Source organism: Polyangium mundeleinium, from assembly GCF_028369105.1.
Taxonomy (GTDB): domain Bacteria; phylum Myxococcota_A; class Polyangia; order Polyangiales; family Polyangiaceae; genus Polyangium; species Polyangium mundeleinium.
The window spans coordinates 9,648,399-9,665,470 of sequence record NZ_JAQNDO010000001.1 but is presented as its reverse complement, the minus strand read 5'-3'; the positions used below and the strand labels follow the sequence as shown (position 1 = coordinate 9,665,470).

Genomic DNA, 17,072 nt, shown 5'->3' with positions numbered 1-17,072 from the left:
CCAGAATTCAGGGGGCCGCGGCCCGCGTCACGCCTCGATCACGCCCAGGATGTCGTCCTCGCGCAGGATGAGGTGCTCTTCCCCGTCGAGCTTCACCTCGGTCCCCGAGTACTTCCCGAAGAGGACGCGGTCGCCTTCCTTCACGTCGAGGCGGCGCACGGTGCCGTCCTCGAGGACCTTGCCGTTGCCCACGGCGAGGACGGTGCCCTCCACGGGCTTCTCCTTGGCGGAGTCCGGGATGTAGAGCCCGCCCTTGGTCCTCTCCTCTTCCTTGAGTCGCTTGACGATCACGCGGTCCTGCAGCGGCCTGATCTTCGTCGCCATCGTGAAACCCTCCGGGGGTGGCCGAGAGCCACCAGATCCCATTCGCAATGGGCAGGCGCGGAGCGCGCGTATTCATGCTTGGCGCCCCCGCCACATGCCCGATGAGCTTGCGGTTTTTCGATTGTTAGCACTCACGGAGGGTGAGTGCTAACGAGCGGCCCGGAAGATAGTCATGGTCGTTCGGCTGTCAAGCGGCCGAAATTCGCGGCCGAGGCGATCGCTGGCAGCCGCCCCCAGGGGTGGCCACAAATCCTCGGAATCCCTCGTAAAACCGTCCGCCGTGTGCTGGGCGTCGTGCGCCCGCTGCGGTAGATTCCGTTCATGAGGCCCGCGTCCGGCCCCGAGCCGTCCGCGAGCCTCTGCCGCCGGTCTTTCGAGGACGAGCTGTTCAACCGGGCGCGTGGCGCCTGCTGGATCCCGGTCCCAAAGCGCCCCGTCCAGGACGAGGTGCCCCGTGAGCCGTACAACCAGTATTACGATCTCTCCCAGTATCTCCGACTACTTCATGAACGCCGTCGGCGATGCGCTGCACGCGCGGAAGATCGAGGCCTCCGCGGCAGCGTCGCATTACCTCGTGGGGGTTCTCTGTGACTATGCACACCCCAGCGAGGACAACGAGTCGGCCTTTTCCCGGCCCCTCGCCTTCCAGCTCCACGACGCGCTCGAGGCCTCGGGCGTCACGCGCTTCCGCCGCCTGCGCGCGCTCGGGGACGGCGTGCTCTACGGGGTCGGCTTTTTCGGCGGCCACGTCGACCTCCGCGGGATCGATCGCGGCTACGTGATCCGCGTCGGCGCGACCGCGTATGACAACGCCTCGGCCATGATGCGCACGCCGGGCCAGCGCGCGACCCACGACGTCCTTTCCGAGCTCGCCGACCGCTTCGAGCAATTCGTGGAGGTCCTGAACGAGGTCGCCGACGGCGCCATCGCGCAGGCCGCGCAGGGCCAGCGCGGGCTGCTCAAGCTCTACGAGCGCTGGCTCCGCACAGGCTCGTCGCGCATCGCCGAGGAACTCGGCGCGCGTGGGCTCGTCGCGACGCGTGGAAAGGAGGGCGTCCACTGATGGCGCCCTCGCTGCCCGCGCGCATTCAGGCAGCGCTCGAAGGCACGTACGGCATCCCGGAGGCGCCCTCGGTGGAGGACTTCATCCAGCCGATCGACGCGTCCGAGGACGAAGGCCGCGAGGTCCTTTTCGTGCGCGAGGACGAGGACGGCGTCTCCATCGCGCTTCATTTGCCGCGCGCGGCGCTCGAACCGAAGAACCCGCCGTTTGATCTGCTCTGCCAGGTCGTGGAAGGCGTGAGCCATTTCCTCTGCCTGGCCGAGCGCGCGCGGCGGGAGCTTCCGGTCACGCAGCTCGAGCTGGAGCTCCAGGCCGAGGTCGACAAGTACGTGCTCTTCGTGCACGGCCCGCTCGCCGCGCGGCGCTTCGATCCCAGCCGCGCGGCCCGGATCCGCGCGCGCCTTTTCGAGGCCGTGGAATATCTCCATCCGCCTGGCACCGAGCGCGGCGATCGTTACCGCCTCGCCAATGATCTCGCCGCGCGTTTCGCCGGCAGGCTCGAAGAGACCTTCGCGCGGCGTGGTCACTTCGATCGGATGCGCCGCGCGCTCCGCTCTTTCTACGCGGCCGGACAATCCGACAAGATCAGCCTCGCCCGCGCGGCTTAGACCATCCCGTTCGTCCGGAAATACTCGATCGCGTGTTCGACCGAGGTCCGGAGCGGCGTGCAAGGCATGCCGAGCTCGCGCCGGGCCTTCTCGCCGTTGAAGTAGGCGTACTCCTGCATGTAGCGGACGCTCTTGTACGTCGCGAGCGGCGGCGCGTGGCTCACGTGATCGGACCAGGACTCGAGGCCGAAGGCCATGGCTCGCGCCAGGCCCGAGGGGATCGGCAGCCGCGGCGCCTTCTTCCCCGCGACGTCGGCCACGAGCTCGAGGAACGCGCGAAACGAGACGTTGTGGTTTCCCAGGATGTACCGCTCGCCGAAACGCCCGCGGGTCTCGGCCGCGACGTGCGCCGCCGCGACATCGTCCACGTCGACCGCGCAGAACCCGCCTTTCCCCACGCCGGGCATCTTCCCGCGGAGGAACGAGAGGATGATCCCGCCCGTCGGCGTGGGCCCGATGTCACGCGGGCCGAAGGGGAACGCGGGGTTCACGATCACCACGGGAAAACCCGCCTCCGCGAGGCGCATGACGACCCGCTCGGCCTGGTACTTCGAGGCGATGTAGTCGTTCGCGATGTTCCAGAGGTTCCACGGCGTCGACTCGTCGGCGGGGCTCGCGTCGTCCTTCAAGCCGACGGCCGCGATCGAGGACGTGTAGATCACGCGGCGAACGCCGACGTCGCGGGCCGCGAGGAGCGAGGTCAACGTGCCCTCGATGTTGACGCGGTGGATCGGCGTCGGATCGGGCATCCACACCTTGTAGATGGCCGCGAGGTGGTAAAACGCGCACGCGCCTTCGAGCGCCTTGCGCATCCCCTTCGCGTCACAGACGTCGACCTCGACGCGCTCGACACGATCCGCGGGCAAACCTTCGAGGTTCTTCGGATTGGCGCCTGGCTCGACCAGCGCGCGCACCTTGCGGCCCTCTTCGAGCAGCTTGCGCACGACGGCCGAGCCGATGAATCCCGTGGCGCCGCTCACGGCGGCGAGGTCCTGCGTGGTCATGGTGCGGCTCCATGCTCGCCCGAGTTGGCGGCGGAGGGAACGAGGTACGTCGTGACGAAGTTCGTCCGGCGCTCCCTGATGCGCGTCCGCGTGTAGGGGCAGCGCTCTACGAAGATGTCGGGAATGTCCAGCCGTCCTCGTCGCTTGGGGGCGGGGACGCCTGCGCCGAGGCTCCGAGATGCTGTGGTGAAAGTGCCCGGCGCATGTAGGCCTTGACCTTCCACCCTTCCGCGTACTCTCATCCCGAAACGATGTCGTCCGCCAGCACCAGCACGAAGCCCCTCACCGTCGTCGTCGCCGAGGACGAGCCCGCCATGCTGAGCCTGGTGGCTCGCCATCTGAGGACCCTCGGCTTCCAGGTCCACGATGCCGCCGACGGCGAGACCGCTTGGCGCCTCACGCAGCAGCATCATCCCGATCTCGTGATGCTCGACGTGATGATGCCGCAGATGAGCGGCTGGGAGGTCGCGAAGCTCGTCAAGGCACCGGGCGCCGCGGGCGGAACGCTCGCGAACACGCCGGTCCTGATGCTCACGGGCATCGGCGAGAGCATGAACGCGATGACCTCGCCGCTCTTCGCCGACGGTTGGCTCGACAAGCCGTTCGAGTTCGCCAAGCTCGACGAGAAGATCCGCGAGCTGCTCGCGAAGTACGGCAAGGACATGCCGCCGCGCCGCGCGCTCGACGACGCCGAGCTCGACGAGGAGCCGGTCGAGGAAGCGGCGCCCCCTCCGAAGCCCGCGCGTGTCGCGAAGAAGGCCACGAAGAAGGTCGCGAAGAAGGCCACGCAGAAGCCGGCGAAGAAGGCTGCTGCGAAGAAGGCTGGCAAGGCCGCGGCGAAGGCCACCAAGGCCACCAAGGCGGCCACGAAGGTCGCAGCGCCTGCGAAGAAGGCGGCCGCGAAGAAGGCCACGAAGAAGGCCACGAAGAAGGCCACGAAGAAGGTGGCGGGCAAGGCGCCGGCCGCGAAGAAGGCGGCGAAGGGGAAGGCGAAGGCGACGGCGGGGCGCAAGTCGACGGCGAAGAAGCCGCGCGCGGCCGCGCGTCGATCGAGCTGACGGCGCGAAGGCCTGTACGAGAAGGGCGCGGCGGACGGTCTTCGTCCGAAGCGCCCTTCGTCGTTTGTGGCTGCCTCGGGCTGTGACGTTCCTGGAGGCGGGTAGGGGGGCGCCCCGAACGCGCTCGCGCCACGGGGGAATCTTCCCGGCGCATGGCGCGTAAGATCGCGCTGCGCGGCGCGTTCCGAGGGCAGGAACTTACGGGCGCCCGAAACGTCAACAGCTACAATGACGCCCCTCACCTCCCGGCGATCGGTCCTCCCGGGGCGATCGGAGCGACTTCTACCGTGAGCGATCACCGTACCCAAGGGCTCTCTCGCATCCGCCGCGCCGCCGCGCTCGTCTCGCTCCGGCTGCGCATCGCGCGGGCCGTACGTTACCTGCCGAACGCGCTTACGCTGGCGTTCGCCGTCGTCGCGGGCACCCTCGCGTGCCGCAAATTGTTCCCCGACCACCTCTCCGAGCAGCGCGCGCGCCACATCCTGATCGGCGCCGCTGCGGCCGTCGTCGCCGTCGCGCTCGTGGGCCTTCTCCGCAAGCTCCCTCCGCGGGCCGGGACGATCGCGCTCGATCGTCATCACAAACTTCACGATCGGCTCACGAACGCGCTCGCCTTCGACACCCTCGCGGCCTCCGAGCGCTCGCCGCTCATGGAGGTCGCCATCGACGACGCGTGCGAGAACGCGCGGGATCTCAAGCCGAGCAAGGCCGCGCCGATTCGTTTGCCTTCGGACTATCTCGCGGCGCTGGTGGTCGGCGTCGGCGCCGTCGCGCTCGCGCTCTTCGAGATCCGCACGCCCATCAAGGAGGCGCCGCCGCAGCTCCGCACGATCGACGCGGTCGCGCTCTCGGACGACGATCTGGAGCTCTTCCGCGAGGCCGCGAAGGAGCTCGCGAAGAAGGAGCAGACGCCCGAGGTGCAGGCCGCGATCGAGCGGTTCAACCAGCTCGTCGAGGATATTGCGAACAAGCGGCTCGATCGCACGGAGGCCTTCCGCAAGATGGAGGCCATCGAGCGTGACCTGTTGAAGGGCGCCGAGGCCGATCGGAAGGCGCTCGAAGAGGCGCTCGAGCAGATGGGCAAGGACCTCGAATCGAGCGAGCTCTCGAAGCCGGTCGGCGAGTCGCTGAAGAAGAAGGACCTCGAGAAGGCGAAGAAGGACCTGAAGGAGCTCGCCGAGCGCCTACGCGACGCGAAGAAGAAGCCCGACAAGGCCTCGCTGGAGCGGCTCAAGGACGCACTGAAGAAGGCCGCCGATCGGCAGAAGGACGCGCTCGCCGCGATCAACGAGAAGCGCGCCGAGGCCCGCGAGGAGCTGCTCAAGAAGAAGCAAAAGAAAAACGAGCAGGACGGCGGCCCGCAGGACGAGCAAGAGGAGCGCCTGCTCAAGAAGAAGGAGCGCGAGCTCGAGCGGCTCGATCGCGAGGCGGAGAAGCAAGAGCGCCTCGGGCGGCAGCTCGACAAACTCGATCGCGCGCTCGCGAAGGCGGCCGAGGACCTGATGCGCGAGCTCGGTGCTTCCGCCGAGGATCTCGAACAAGCGGCCGAGGACATCAACCGCATGCAGCAGGAGGAGATGTCCGAGAAGGAGAAGGAAGAGCTCCGGCAGCGGCTCGAAGAACTGCGCGAGATGCTCCGGCAGCAGGGGCAATCGGGCAAGCAGCGCATGTCCCGCATGCTCCGCTTCGGCAAACGCGCGCGCGGCGGCCAGGGGCAAGGTCAGCCGCAGCAGGGCCAGGGCCAGCAGGGCCAGGGTCAAGAGGGCCAGGACGGCCAAGAGGGCCAGGACGGCGAGGGCCAGGACGGCCAGAACGGTCAGAACGGCGGCCAGCAGAGCGGTGGTCAGGGCAAACAGTGGGTGATCGGCCCCGGCGGCAAGCGGATGCTCGTCCTGTCGCAAGGCGGCGGCGGTCAGGGTCAGGGGCAAGGCCAGGGCGAGGGGCAAGGCCAAGGCCAGGGCGAGGGCCAGGGTGGTCAGGGCACGGAGCCGGGCGGCAAGGGCGTTGGCTCGGGGCACGACGGCGACATCGCTGGCAAGCGCACCGATCCCAAGATGGGGACGCAGGACGTGCAGGCCCAGGGCCTCGACAGCGGCGGCGGCCCGTCGAACAGCGAGGTGATCCTCGCGGCGGCCGAGAAGGGCTTCCGGGGCGGCGGCTACAAGAAGGTCTTCACGCAGTACAAGACCGTCGCCGAGGAGCAAATCAACAAAGAAACGGTGCCCGACGGGTACCGATTCTACGTGCACCGCTATTTCCAGCTCATTCGACCCAGGGAGTGAGCGGCGCGCGCGGGCACGATTGGTTTTTCCAAGTAGAACGATAGGGGAAGAGATGGCCGAGAAAAACAAGGATCTCGCGCGCGCCGAGGTCGCCGATTTTCAGAAGAGCATCGGCGGGCTGCGTGAGGAGGTGGGGAAGGTCATCGTCGGCAACCGCGAGGTCGTCGACGGCGTGCTCTCGTGCATGCTGGCCGGCTCCCACGCGCTGCTCGAAGGCGTGCCGGGCCTCGGCAAGACGATGCTCGTCCGGACGATGGCGCAGGCGCTGGAGCTCCAGTTCTCGCGCATCCAGTTCACGCCCGACATGATGCCGGCCGACATCCTCGGGACGACGATGATCGACGAGGGCGCGGGTGGGCAGCGCTCGCTCTCGTTCCGCAAGGGCCCGATCTTCGCGAACATCGTGCTCGCCGACGAGATCAACCGCGCCACGCCGAAGACACAGAGCGCGCTGCTCGAAGCGATGCAGGAGCACCGCGTCACGGTCTCGAAGCAGAGCTACACGCTCGAAGAGCCGTTCTTCGTCCTCGCCACGCAGAACCCGCTGGAGAGCGAGGGCACGTATCCGCTCCCCGAGGCGCAGCTCGATCGTTTCTTCTTCAAGCTCCACGTGACGTTCCCGGGCCGCGAAGAGCTGCACGGGATCCTCGATCGCACGACGGGCACGGACGCGCCCGAGGCGAAGCCGGTGCTCGACAAGAAGCGGCTGCTCGCGATGCAGAAGCTCGTGCGCGAGGTGCCGGTGGCGCGGCACGTCCAGGACTACGCGGTGCGCTTGCTCCAGGCCACGCATCCGGAGGGCAAGTCGCTCGACCTCGTGAAGCGCTTCGTCAAGTTCGGCTCATCGCCGCGCGGCGCGCAGGCGCTCCTGCTCGCCGCGAAGATCCGCGCGCTCTTCGAGGGGCGGTTCGCGGCGTCGGTCGACGACGTGAAGGCCGTGTGTTTGCCGGCGCTCCGGCACCGCGTGCTCCTCAACTTCGAGGGCGAGGCCGAGGGCGTGAAGACCGACGACGTCCTCCTCGCGATCATGAAGCAGCTCCCCGACACCGCCGAGTAGGGACCATCCTCGCCATGGGTGTGCTCGAGTTCCTGGGGCTCCGGCCCGACAAGCCGTCCTTGCGCCGCGGCGCGGCGGGCGAAGACGACATCTTCGACGACGAGTTCCAGCGCAAGCTCGAGTACCTCGCGATGGTGAGCCGCCGCGTGTTCTCGGGTGCGATGCGCGCCGAGCGCCGGACGAAGAAGACGGGCTCGGGCATCGAGTTCGCCGATCACCGCGACTACGCGCCCGGCGACGACATCCGTTACCTCGACTGGAACGCCTACCAGAAGTTCGATCGACTCCTCATCCGTCTCTACGAGGAGGAAGAGGATCTCGCGATCTACTTCATCCTCGACACGTCCTCGTCGATGGGCTTCGGGGAGGGCGAGAAGCTCCGTCAGGCGAAGCGCCTCTGCGCGGCGCTCGCGTACGTGGGGCTGGCGAACCTCGATCGGATCGCGATCGTCGCCGCCACCGACGAGGTCAGCGGGCGGATGCCGACGACGCGCGGAAAGGCGCGCATCTTTCGCATCTTCCGCTTCCTCAACGGTGTGAAGGCCGAGGGCCCGACGGACCTCGGCGCGGCGATGAAGACGTTCGTCGCGCAGCACAAGCGCCGCGGCCTCGCCGTATTGCTCACCGATCTCTACGATCCGGAGGGCTTCGAGCGCGGGATCAACGTGCTGCGGTTCAACCGCTTCGAGCCCTACGTGATCCACCTCGTCGATCGGCACGATGCGCGGCCCGACATCAAGGGTGACGTGCGCGTCTACGACTGCGAAACGGGCCAGGAGCGCGAGGTTACGGTCACGGCCAAGGTGCTCGAAAAATACCAGCAGGCGTACGAAGGGTACCTGGACGAGGTGCAGCGGTTCTGCACGACACGCCAGGTGAGTTACTTCCGCGCCGACGTCGACGTGTCCTTCGACGAGCTCATCCTCCGCGTCTTCCGCCGCGGCGGCTTCCTCCGGTAGGCCATGCATTTCGTCGGCGTCCCGCTCGCGACCCTGCTCCAGATCGGCGCCCTCGCCGGCAGCGTGGTCGTCGTCTTCTACATCCTGAAGCTGCGTCGGCGCCCCGTCGCCGTTCCCTTCGAGAAGCTCTGGGAGCGCATCCTGCGCGATAAGGAGGCCACGAGCCTCTTCTCGCAGTTGAAGCGCTTCCTCTCGCTCCTCCTGCAGCTCGCGCTCCTCGCGCTGCTCCTGCTCGCGCTCGGCGATCCGCGGCCCGCGGCGAACATCCTCGAAGGCCGCAACATCATCGTGCTCGTCGACGCGAGCGCGAGCATGAAGGCCACGGACGTCGCGCCGTCGCGCATCGACGCCGCGAAGGAAGAGGTCAAGCGCATGGTCCGCGGCCTCTCGGGCAGCGATCGCATGCTCGTCGCGCAGATGGATGCGGCCGTGACGCCGCTCTCCACGATGACGAGCGAGATCCCCGACCTCGAAGCGGCCGTCGCATCGATCAAGGCGACCGACGCGAGCGCCGATTTTGCGCGTGGCCTGCGCTTCGGGGCCGACACGCTGCGTGGCCTTTCGTCGCCGGAGATCATCGTCGTGTCGGACGGCGCGCTCGGCCCTGCGGTCGATGCGGCCGGACCCGTGGAGCTCGGCGATGTGCGGATCTCGTTCCTGCCCATCGGATCCCGCGCGACGAACGTGGCGATCACGGGCTTCTCCGTGCGGCGGTACCCGCTCGACAAGAGCCGCTACGAGGTGATGCTCGAGGTCACGAACACGAACGACGAGCCGGTCGACGTCGAGCTCTCGCTCTTCGGCGACGGGCAGCTCACGGACCTCTCGCAGATCCGGCTCGGGCCCAAGGAGCGGCTGCCGCGCTTCTATCCGAACCTCTCGGGCGCGTCGAAGACGCTCGAAGCGAAGATCGCCTACGCGAACGGCAGCCGCGACGATCTGCCCGCCGACGATCACGCCTTCGCGCTCTTGCCCGAGCGCAGGCGGTCCCGCGTGCAGGTCGTGACTTCGGGCAACATGTTCCTCGAAGCCGCGCTCCTGCTCGACGAGTACCTCGAAGTCACGACGATCGATCCTTCGCGGTACCCGGCCAAGGGCAACTTCGATGTGACCATCTTCGATGGCGTGACGCCGAACGTCGCGGCTGGCAGCGGCAGCCTGCTCTACCTCAACCCCTCGGGCGAGAACGTGCCGTTCGAGGTGGGCAAGCCCGTCGAAGATACGGATCCGAACTATCGGCTCGGCTTCGACGAGCTCGACGAGAAACACCCGATCCTCCGCTACACGGTCCTCTCGGACGTCAACATCGGGCGCGCGCGTCCGCTGAAAGGCGAGAAGGAGGACAAGGTGATCGGCAAGAGCTACAAGGGGCCGATCCTGATCGCCGGCACCCGCGCGGGCGTGAAATTCGTCGCGCTCGGCTTCGACGTCCGCGAGAGCGATTTCCCGCTGCGGATCTCCTGGCCGCTCTTCCTGCTCAACACGATCAACGAGTTCGTCGAGGAGGACGTCCAGTACATCTCCTCCTTCCGCACGGGCACGGTCTGGCAGATCCCGGCCTCGTCCGCGGCGGATACCGCGACGCTCGAGTTGCCCGATGGAACGAAGCGCAGCGTGCCCGTGAAGGACGGCCGCGCGATCTTCCTCGGCCAGCAAGCGGGCTTCTACAAGCTGTCCACGGGTCCGGACGAGACCACGACCTTCGCGGCGAACCTCGTCGATCCGGCCGAGAGCGTGATCACGCCGGCGACGGAGCTCGTCGTCGGCGGGCGCGCGGCGGGCCCCGTCGGTGAGTTCAAGGTCGGCGTACGACGCGAGATCTGGATCTACTTGCTCGCCGCGGTGCTCCTGGTCACCGCGATCGAGTGGCTCACGTACCATCGGAGGGTGACGGTGTGAACAAGCGCCTCCGGGTCATCGCTTGGGTCTCGACCTGCCTCGCGCTCGCAGGGCTCCTCTTTTGGGCCTATCGGCGCTTCGTCCTCTTGCACCCCGATCCCACGCTGACGTGGGTGCGTGGCGGGATCACCTACGAGCTGCTCAACCCGAAGATGCTCGGGGCGGTCCTGCTCGCGCCGTGGTTCGTCGCCGTCCTCTCGCAGTCGCTCGCCGATCTGCCGTGGCCGCAGCGCGTGCTCTCGGTGCTGCTGCGCATCTCGTTCGTCGCGCTCCTCGCGCTCGGCCTCTCGCGCCTCGCGCGTACAGCCACGACCGAGAAGGTCTGCACGGTCTACCTCGTCGACGTCTCGGACTCCGTCACGGACGAGGCGCTCGACGACGCGCGCGCGGCCGTGCAGCGGGCCTGGGCCGAGAAGCCTAAAGACGGGATCGTCAAGCTCGTCACGTTCGCCAAGCGGCCACGCGTCGTGGAGGCGCCCGAGGCCGAGGGCGAGGAGAACGCGAAGCCTCCGCCGATCACGCGGCACGAGAGTGCGGACAAGGCGCAGTCGGAGTCGCTCGGCGCGGGCTCGAACCTGCAGGCGGCGCTCCAGCTCGCGTACGGCCTGTATCCGCAGGGCTACCTCAAGCGCGCCGTGCTCCTCACGGACGGCGTGCAGACCGAGGGCGATCTGCTCGCCGAGTCGAACCGCGCCAAGGAGTTCGGGATCAAGCTCTTCACAATCCCGTATCGAAGGCCCGCGCCGCCCGAGGTGGCCGTGCGCGAGCTCAAGATGCCGGAGCGCGTGAAGGTCGGCGAGACGTTCGCGATCCACGCCGACATCTACGCGACGCGGGCAACGAAGGCGCGCGCGCGGCTCTACCAGGGCGAGGCGCTGAACGGGCTCGAAGGCATCAAGGAGCTCGATCTCAAGGCCGGCCCGAACGACATCATCTTCAAGAGCGTCGTGCGTATCGCGGGCCAGGTGACGTACGCGTTCGAGGTCGACGAGATCCCGGCCGACAAGTTCAAGGAGAACAACAAGTTCTCCACGACGATCGACGTCCCCGGGCGCCCGGCGGTGCTCTACATCGAGGGCACGCCGCAGCACGCGGGGCCGCTGTCGAGCGCGCTCACGGCGCAGCAGCTCGACGTCGACGTGCGCCCGCCCGCAGGCTTTCCGGCCTCGATCAAGGAGATCGAGCGCTTCGACTTCGTGATCCTGAGCGATACGCCGAAGGACGCCGTGTCGCTGCAGGCGCAGGAGCTCATCGAGACGTACGTCCGTGATCTCGGCGGCGGCTTCCTCTTCGCAGGCGGCGAGGCGGGCTACGGCCTCGGCGGCTGGTACCACTCGACGATCGAGCGGATCTTGCCCGTCCGCATGGACAACGAGCGCAAGAAGGAGATGCCGAGCGTCGCGATGGTCCTCGTCATCGACCGCTCGGGCTCGATGACCGGCCTGCCGCTGGAGATGGCGAAGGCCGCGGCGAAGGCCACGGCGGGCGTGCTCTCGTCCGATGATCTGATCGAGGTGATCGCCTTCGACTCGGCGCCGACGCGGTACGTGAAGATGCAGCCGGCGCGGAACCGCTCGCGCATTCAGGGCGACATCGCGCGCATCCAGCCGGGCGGCGGCACGGAGATCTTCCCGGCGCTCGACGCGGCCTACCAGGACCTCACGGTCACGCAGGCCCGCAAGAAGCACGTCGTCTTGTTGACGGACGGCAAGGCGTCGAGCTCGGGCATCCGAGATCTCGTCTCGGCCATGATCGCCGAGTCGATCACGGTGACGACCGTCGGCCTCGGCGGCGACGTGGACGAGCAGCTCCTCAAGATGATCGCCGACGTCGGCGGCGGCCGGTATCACGCCGTCGGCGACGCGAACAACCTGCCGCGCGTCTTCACGAAGGAGACGGAGATGATCGCGCGCGCCGCCGCGGTCGAGGAGTGGTTCCCCGTCACGCAGGTCGGCGACGCGGCCTTCCTGCGCGGCATCGACGTGCGCACCGCGCCGAACCTGCACGGATACGTCTCGACGAAGATGAAGCCGCCGCCCGCGGTGGAGCTGCTCCAGAGCGACACGCAGGAGCCCATCCTCGCGCGCTGGCGTGTGGGCCTCGGGTGGACGCTCGCGTGGACGAGCGACGTGAAGTCACGCTGGGCGGTCGAGTGGCTCCGGTGGCCGGGCTTCGAGCGCTTCTGGGGCCAGCTCGTGCACGAGCACATGCGGCAGAAGCACCGGCGCGAGCTCGATATGAAGGCCGATGTCGTGGGCGGGCGGCTTCGTGCCTCCGTCGACGCCTTCGGGGCGGACGAGCGCTTCGAGAACAACCTGACCTCCAAGCTCTCGATCATCGTGCCTGGCGGCGAGACGAAGGTCGTCGACTTCCGGCAGACGGCGCCCGGTCGGTACGAGGTCGACGAGCCGCTCGACAAGTACGGCTCCTTCCTGCTGCGAGCCGAGCACATGCGCGAGGCCGAGGGCGGGGCGATGAAGCAAGTCGCCGTGAGCTTCGGCCACGTGTCGAACCCGTATCCGAAGGAGTATGCGAGCTTCGAGGCCGATCTCCCGACGCTCGAGAAGGCAGCCCTCGCCACGGGCGCGGCCGTCGATCCGGCCTCCGTGCAGGCGATCTTCGATCCGGCCGGGGAGAAGGTGACGTACCACGAGGAGCTGTGGACGCGCTTCGTGTACGCGGCCATCGTGGTTTTCCTCCTCGACCTCTTCGTCCGTCGCGTTCGCCTGTTCGATCGCAAGTTCCTGCCGAAGCGCGGGGCGCGCCCGTCCGGGCAAGCGGCCTCTGCGCGGGGGGCTTGATGCGCGGACGTGCCGGGCCGTGTGATGCGCACGTGCGGGCTTGCTCTCCGACCCGGGTGGGAAATGCACGTGGCAGCCGCGTCTCGGGTTCCGTGTTTCCAGGTGAAGTGATAGAAGGGGACGAAGGTTCGTCCTTTTGTCGACGACCTTCGGCCGATCTTGGACATTCCCAGCTCGGCCCCCGAACCCCTGCGTGATGACGTGAGCTCTCTCGATGCCCTCCTGACCCGCCTCGAAGCGGGGCGCCCGCTCGTCCTGGGTGGCGATCCGGTGTCGTCCTTCGCGGCGAGGGGCGTGGAGACCTCCGGCGCGGCGCCCCTCGGGCGCGCCGTGCGCGAGAACCCCGGCGCCGTCTCCGAGCACTACCGCCAGGAGATCGCCGCGGGATCGGACGTGATCGTGGCCGTCACGGACGAGACGATGCCGCGGGCGCTCGCGCAGATAGGGATGGCGTTCCGCTCGGCCGCGCTCACGGGCGCGGCGGTCGACCTTGCGATCGAGGCGGTGGGCACCGCGCATCGGCCGGTCGTGGTGGCGGGCCTGCTCGGCGCGCGCTGGATCGCGCCGGCGCTGCCGGAGCGGATCACCGAAGAGTACGCGATGCACGCGACGCGCCTGTCGACGTCGGGGTGCGAGCTCATCATCGCGCGAGGTTTCTCGCCGGAGGCGTTCCGGCATGGCACGCAGCTCGCGCGTATGGCGCGGCTCTCGGCCATCGTGAGCGCGTGTGCGACGCAGCTCCCGACGTGGGCGCTGCTCGAGACGTCGGACGGCGAGCGTGTCGTCGATGGGGATTCGTTGGAAGAGGGGACACGCTCCGCAGTCGAGGCGGGCGTGCATGCCGTGCTCGTCGACGTACCGAGCGAGAGCGCGGCCAAGGCTGCGCTGGAGATCGTGCTGCGCGCGGGGGCTCCACGCGTCGGGGTTCTGCTCGCGGCGAGCCCCGAGTGCCAACATGGCGTACCAGACACCACGACATCGGTGGAAGCGTGGGCCGCGGCGTGCAAACGTCTGGTGGACGCAGGGGCGAGGTTCGTCGGCGGTGGTGCTGGGACCACGGCAAAACACGTCGCAGTCCTCGCGCGTGTGCTTGGTCCGAAGGGCTCCGGCTCGGAGCGCTCCCCGATGTGGCCGCAGGCCGTCTAGGCCTGAGCTGCGCCCCAACTCCCCTCGAACAGTCCGAGAACCACGAACGATGGCCGAAGCGAGCCTTTCGAATCAGGCGGAGATCATCCGCGGCATCGATGACCTTCTGATCCCCTTCCACGCGGCGATGAAGCCGCGCGATCGCTACCGCATCGGCGCGGAAGCCGAGAAGTTCGGCGTCGACACGACGACCGGGGCGCCGCTCCCTTACGAGGGCCCGCGCAGCGTCCTCACGGTGCTCGAAGCGCTCGTCGAGCGACACGGCTGGAAGATCGATCGCGAATCGCCCACGGGCCCGATCATCGCCCTCGAACGCGCGGGCGCCTCCGTGACCTTGGAGCCGGGCGGCCAGCTCGAGCTCTCCGGCGCCGCGTTCGACAACATCCACCAGATCTGCCTGGAGATGAGCGGTCATCTCGCGGAGCTGCGCGACATCTCGGGCGAGCTCAACCTGAGCTGGCTCGGCGTCGGGTTTCATCCGCTCGCGCGGCAGGACGAGCTGCCGTGGGTGCCGAAGTCTCGGTACGGCATCATGCGCCGTTACCTGCCGACGCGCGGCACGGGCGGCCTCGACATGATGCGCCGTACGGCCACGGTGCAGGCGAACTTCGACTACTCCAGCGAGGAGGGCGCCATGCGCGCGCTCCGCGTCTCGCTCCGGCTCTCGCCCGTCACCACGGCGATGTTCGCGAACTCCCCGTTCGTCGAGGGCGGCCTCTGGGGCGGCAAGAGCCGGCGTGCGCTCACGTGGCTCAGCGTGGATCCCGCGCGGCAGGGGTTGCTCGAGAACGTGCTCGAGCGTGGCAAGCGCTTCGTCGATTATGTCGAGTGGGCGCTCGACGCGCCGATGTTCCTCATCAAGCGCGGCGACGCCATCCTCGAGAACACGGGCCAGTCCTTCCGCAGCTTCTTGAAGCACGGCTTCCGGGATCACCGCGCGACCTCGACCGACTGGCAGACGCACCTGAACACGCTCTTCCCCGAAGTGCGGCTCAAGCGCACGATCGAGGTCCGCGGCGCGGACTCGCAGTCGGCCGCGCTCACGTGTGCGCTGCCGGCGCTCTGGACGGGCATCCTCTACGATGATCGGGCCCTCGACGAAGCCGAGGCGCTCACCGAGAGTTTTACGTATGCCGAGCTCGAAGCGCTCCGTCCGGCGATCGCCGAGAAGGCGCTCGGGGCCACGTTCCGCGGCGAGCGGCTCGCGGCGCTCGCGGAGCGCGTGCTCGTGATCGCCGAGGGCGGGCTCGCGCGGCGCGCGCGGATGCGCAACGGCAAGGACGAGCGCGTGCACCTCGCGCGTCTCGGCAGCCTCGTCGAGAAGGGCCAGTGTCCGGCCGACGCGCTCGTCGAGGGCCTCGAAGCCGGCTCGGATTTGCGCCGCGAGATCCTCGTGCGGGCTCGCATCTAGGGCCGCCTTCGCAGGGAGAACGAGCCATCGCTCGGCGCGCTCTCCTGCTCCTTGGGGGACGGGGTTCGGACGATGTCGACGATTCTCTATCTGCTCGCGACGGCGCTTCTCATCCTGCTGAACGCGTTTTTCGTCGCGTCCGAGTTCGCCATCGTCAAGATGCGCCCCTCGCGCCTGGAGCAGCTCGTGCGCAGCGGCGACGCGCGGGCCAAGCGGGCGCTCGCGATGTCGCAGCGCCTCGACGCCTACCTCTCGGCGAACCAGCTCGGCATCACGCTCGCGAGCCTCGGCCTCGGCTGGATCGGCGAGCCTGCGGTCGCGCACCTCCTCGAACCTGCGCTCCTCAAGTTCGGCGTCGGCCCCGAGGCCACACGCGCGATCGCCCTCGGCGTCGCCTTCACCCTGATCATGTCGCTGCACACGATCATCGGCGAGCTCGCGCCGAAGACCCTCGCCATCCAGCGCACCGAGAAGGTCACGCTCTGGGCCGCGCAGCCGCTCCACGTCTTCTTCCTCCTGATGTGGCCCATCATCTGGGTCCTCAACTCCGCCGCGAACGGCTTCGTCCGCCTCTTTGGCCTCCAGCCCGCGCACGAGGAGGAGATCGCCCACACCTCCGAGGAGCTCCGCATCCTCCTCACGCGCAGCCCCGCCGGCCTCGATCCTGCGCTGCGCAGCATGCTCGTGCGCATCTTCGATCTGCGCCGCCGCACCGCGCGCCACGTCATGTCGCTCCGCAGCGAAGCCGCGACGCTCCGGGCTGCGATGAGCATCGACGAGGCCGTGAAGATCGTCGCGGAGGCCGGCTACTCGCGGTATCCTGTCCTCGACGCCCAGGGCCACACCGTGCTCGGGTACCTGCACCTGCGTGACCTCTTCGACGTCCTCTCGGGTCGTCGCAAGGCTGCGCGTGTCGCCGAGCTCCTCCGCAAGCCGATCTTCGCCCGCGAGACCACCTCCGTCGAGCGCCTCCGCCTGGAGATGCAGGCCAAGCAGATCCCCGTGGCGATCGTCACGAGCCCGACCGGCGAGTTCGTCGGACTCGTCACGATCGAGGACGTGCTCGAAGAGATCGTCGGCGAGATCCGGGACGAGAACGACGAGGAGGTTCCGCCGATCCATCGCCGTGGTCCGGGCCTCGTGGAGGTCGACGGCCGTGTCCTCCTCGCGGACCTCGAGCGCGACGCGGGGATCGTCCTCCTGCCCGAGGCGAAGACCGTCGAGACCGTGGGCGGCTACATCCTCGAACGGCTCGAACACCCGGCCGAGCCTGGGGATCGCGTCGAGTGCGAGGGCTACACGCTCATCGTGACCGACGTCGTCGGCCGGCGCGTGCGTCGCGTCCGCATCGTTACGACGGACAAGTCGGTGCCGCCGCCGCCTCCCTCGGCGGCCGAGGCGGAGGGCGGCGCGCTGCCCGAGTGATGGGCGGAGTGGACTCGGGCTCGCACTCGGTTTAA

The 17,072-nt window shown here is 68.4% G+C and carries 13 protein-coding genes; 11 read left to right on the top strand and 2 right to left on the bottom strand.

The features are described 5' to 3' along the window. Positions 1 to 27: 27 nt before the first annotated feature. Positions 28 to 324: a co-chaperone GroES gene (groES, locus tag POL67_RS38100; RefSeq protein ID WP_136929875.1), complete on the bottom strand. Its 297-nt coding sequence runs from the start codon at positions 322 to 324 to the stop codon at positions 28 to 30. Positions 325 to 778: 454 nt separating this feature from the next. On the opposite strand from groES, the gene POL67_RS38095 reads away from it, so the two are divergent. Both POL67_RS38095 and POL67_RS38090 read left to right on the top strand, forming a co-directional pair. Then, positions 779 to 1,387: a hypothetical protein gene (locus POL67_RS38095; protein WP_271925574.1), complete on the top strand. Its 609-nt coding sequence runs from the start codon at positions 779 to 781 to the stop codon at positions 1,385 to 1,387. Further along, the gene (locus tag POL67_RS38090; protein WP_271925573.1) at positions 1,387 to 1,995 is read left to right on the top strand and encodes a hypothetical protein; all 609 of its coding nucleotides are present in this window, start codon (positions 1,387 to 1,389) and stop codon (positions 1,993 to 1,995) included. Before POL67_RS38095 ends, POL67_RS38090 begins: the two co-directional genes overlap by 1 nt. On the opposite strand, the gene POL67_RS38085 is transcribed toward POL67_RS38090, so the two are convergent. After that, entirely contained in the window at positions 1,992 to 2,999 is a 1,008-nt protein-coding gene (locus POL67_RS38085; protein WP_271925572.1) for an NAD-dependent epimerase/dehydratase family protein, read from the bottom strand. The genes POL67_RS38090 and POL67_RS38085 overlap by 4 nt on opposite strands. 251 nt (positions 3,000 to 3,250) lie before the next feature. Here POL67_RS38085 and POL67_RS38080 point away from each other — a divergent pair, with 251 nt between their 5' ends. From POL67_RS38080 to POL67_RS38040, 9 genes are all read left to right on the top strand, one after another. Then, positions 3,251 to 4,057 carry a response regulator transcription factor gene (locus tag POL67_RS38080; protein ID WP_271925569.1) on the top strand — a complete coding sequence of 269 codons (807 nt, stop codon included), beginning with the start codon at positions 3,251 to 3,253 and terminating at the stop codon, positions 4,055 to 4,057. Positions 4,058 to 4,344: 287 nt separating this feature from the next. Then, entirely contained in the window at positions 4,345 to 6,339 is a 1,995-nt protein-coding gene (locus POL67_RS38075) for a DUF8809 domain-containing protein (protein WP_271925567.1), read from the top strand. 52 nt (positions 6,340 to 6,391) lie between these two features. Further along, positions 6,392 to 7,396: an AAA family ATPase gene (locus POL67_RS38070; RefSeq protein WP_271925566.1), complete on the top strand. Its 1,005-nt coding sequence runs from the start codon at positions 6,392 to 6,394 to the stop codon at positions 7,394 to 7,396. A 14-nt stretch (positions 7,397 to 7,410) separates the two neighbouring features. Continuing rightward, a complete protein-coding gene (locus POL67_RS38065) occupies positions 7,411 to 8,355 on the top strand; it encodes a DUF58 domain-containing protein (protein WP_271925565.1) in 945 nt (314 codons plus the stop codon). Between the two features lie 3 nt (positions 8,356 to 8,358). Next, positions 8,359 to 10,254 carry a vWA domain-containing protein gene (locus POL67_RS38060; RefSeq protein WP_271925564.1) on the top strand — a complete coding sequence of 632 codons (1,896 nt, stop codon included), beginning with the start codon at positions 8,359 to 8,361 and terminating at the stop codon, positions 10,252 to 10,254. After that, positions 10,251 to 13,055 (top strand): VWA domain-containing protein, encoded by a 2,805-nt coding sequence (locus POL67_RS38055; RefSeq protein ID WP_271925563.1) that lies wholly within the window; start codon positions 10,251 to 10,253, stop codon positions 13,053 to 13,055. The genes POL67_RS38060 and POL67_RS38055 overlap by 4 nt, the downstream gene beginning before the upstream one ends. A 201-nt stretch (positions 13,056 to 13,256) precedes the next feature. Next, a complete protein-coding gene (locus tag POL67_RS38050) occupies positions 13,257 to 14,201 on the top strand; it encodes a homocysteine S-methyltransferase family protein (RefSeq protein ID WP_271925562.1) in 945 nt (314 codons plus the stop codon). Positions 14,202 to 14,250: 49 nt separating this feature from the next. Next, on the top strand, positions 14,251 to 15,612 hold the full coding sequence (locus tag POL67_RS38045) for a glutamate--cysteine ligase (protein WP_271925561.1): 1,362 nt from the start codon (positions 14,251 to 14,253) through the stop codon (positions 15,610 to 15,612). Between the two features lie 72 nt (positions 15,613 to 15,684). Next, entirely contained in the window at positions 15,685 to 17,037 is a 1,353-nt protein-coding gene (locus POL67_RS38040; RefSeq protein ID WP_271925560.1) for a hemolysin family protein, read from the top strand. Positions 17,038 to 17,072: the final 35 nt, after the last annotated feature.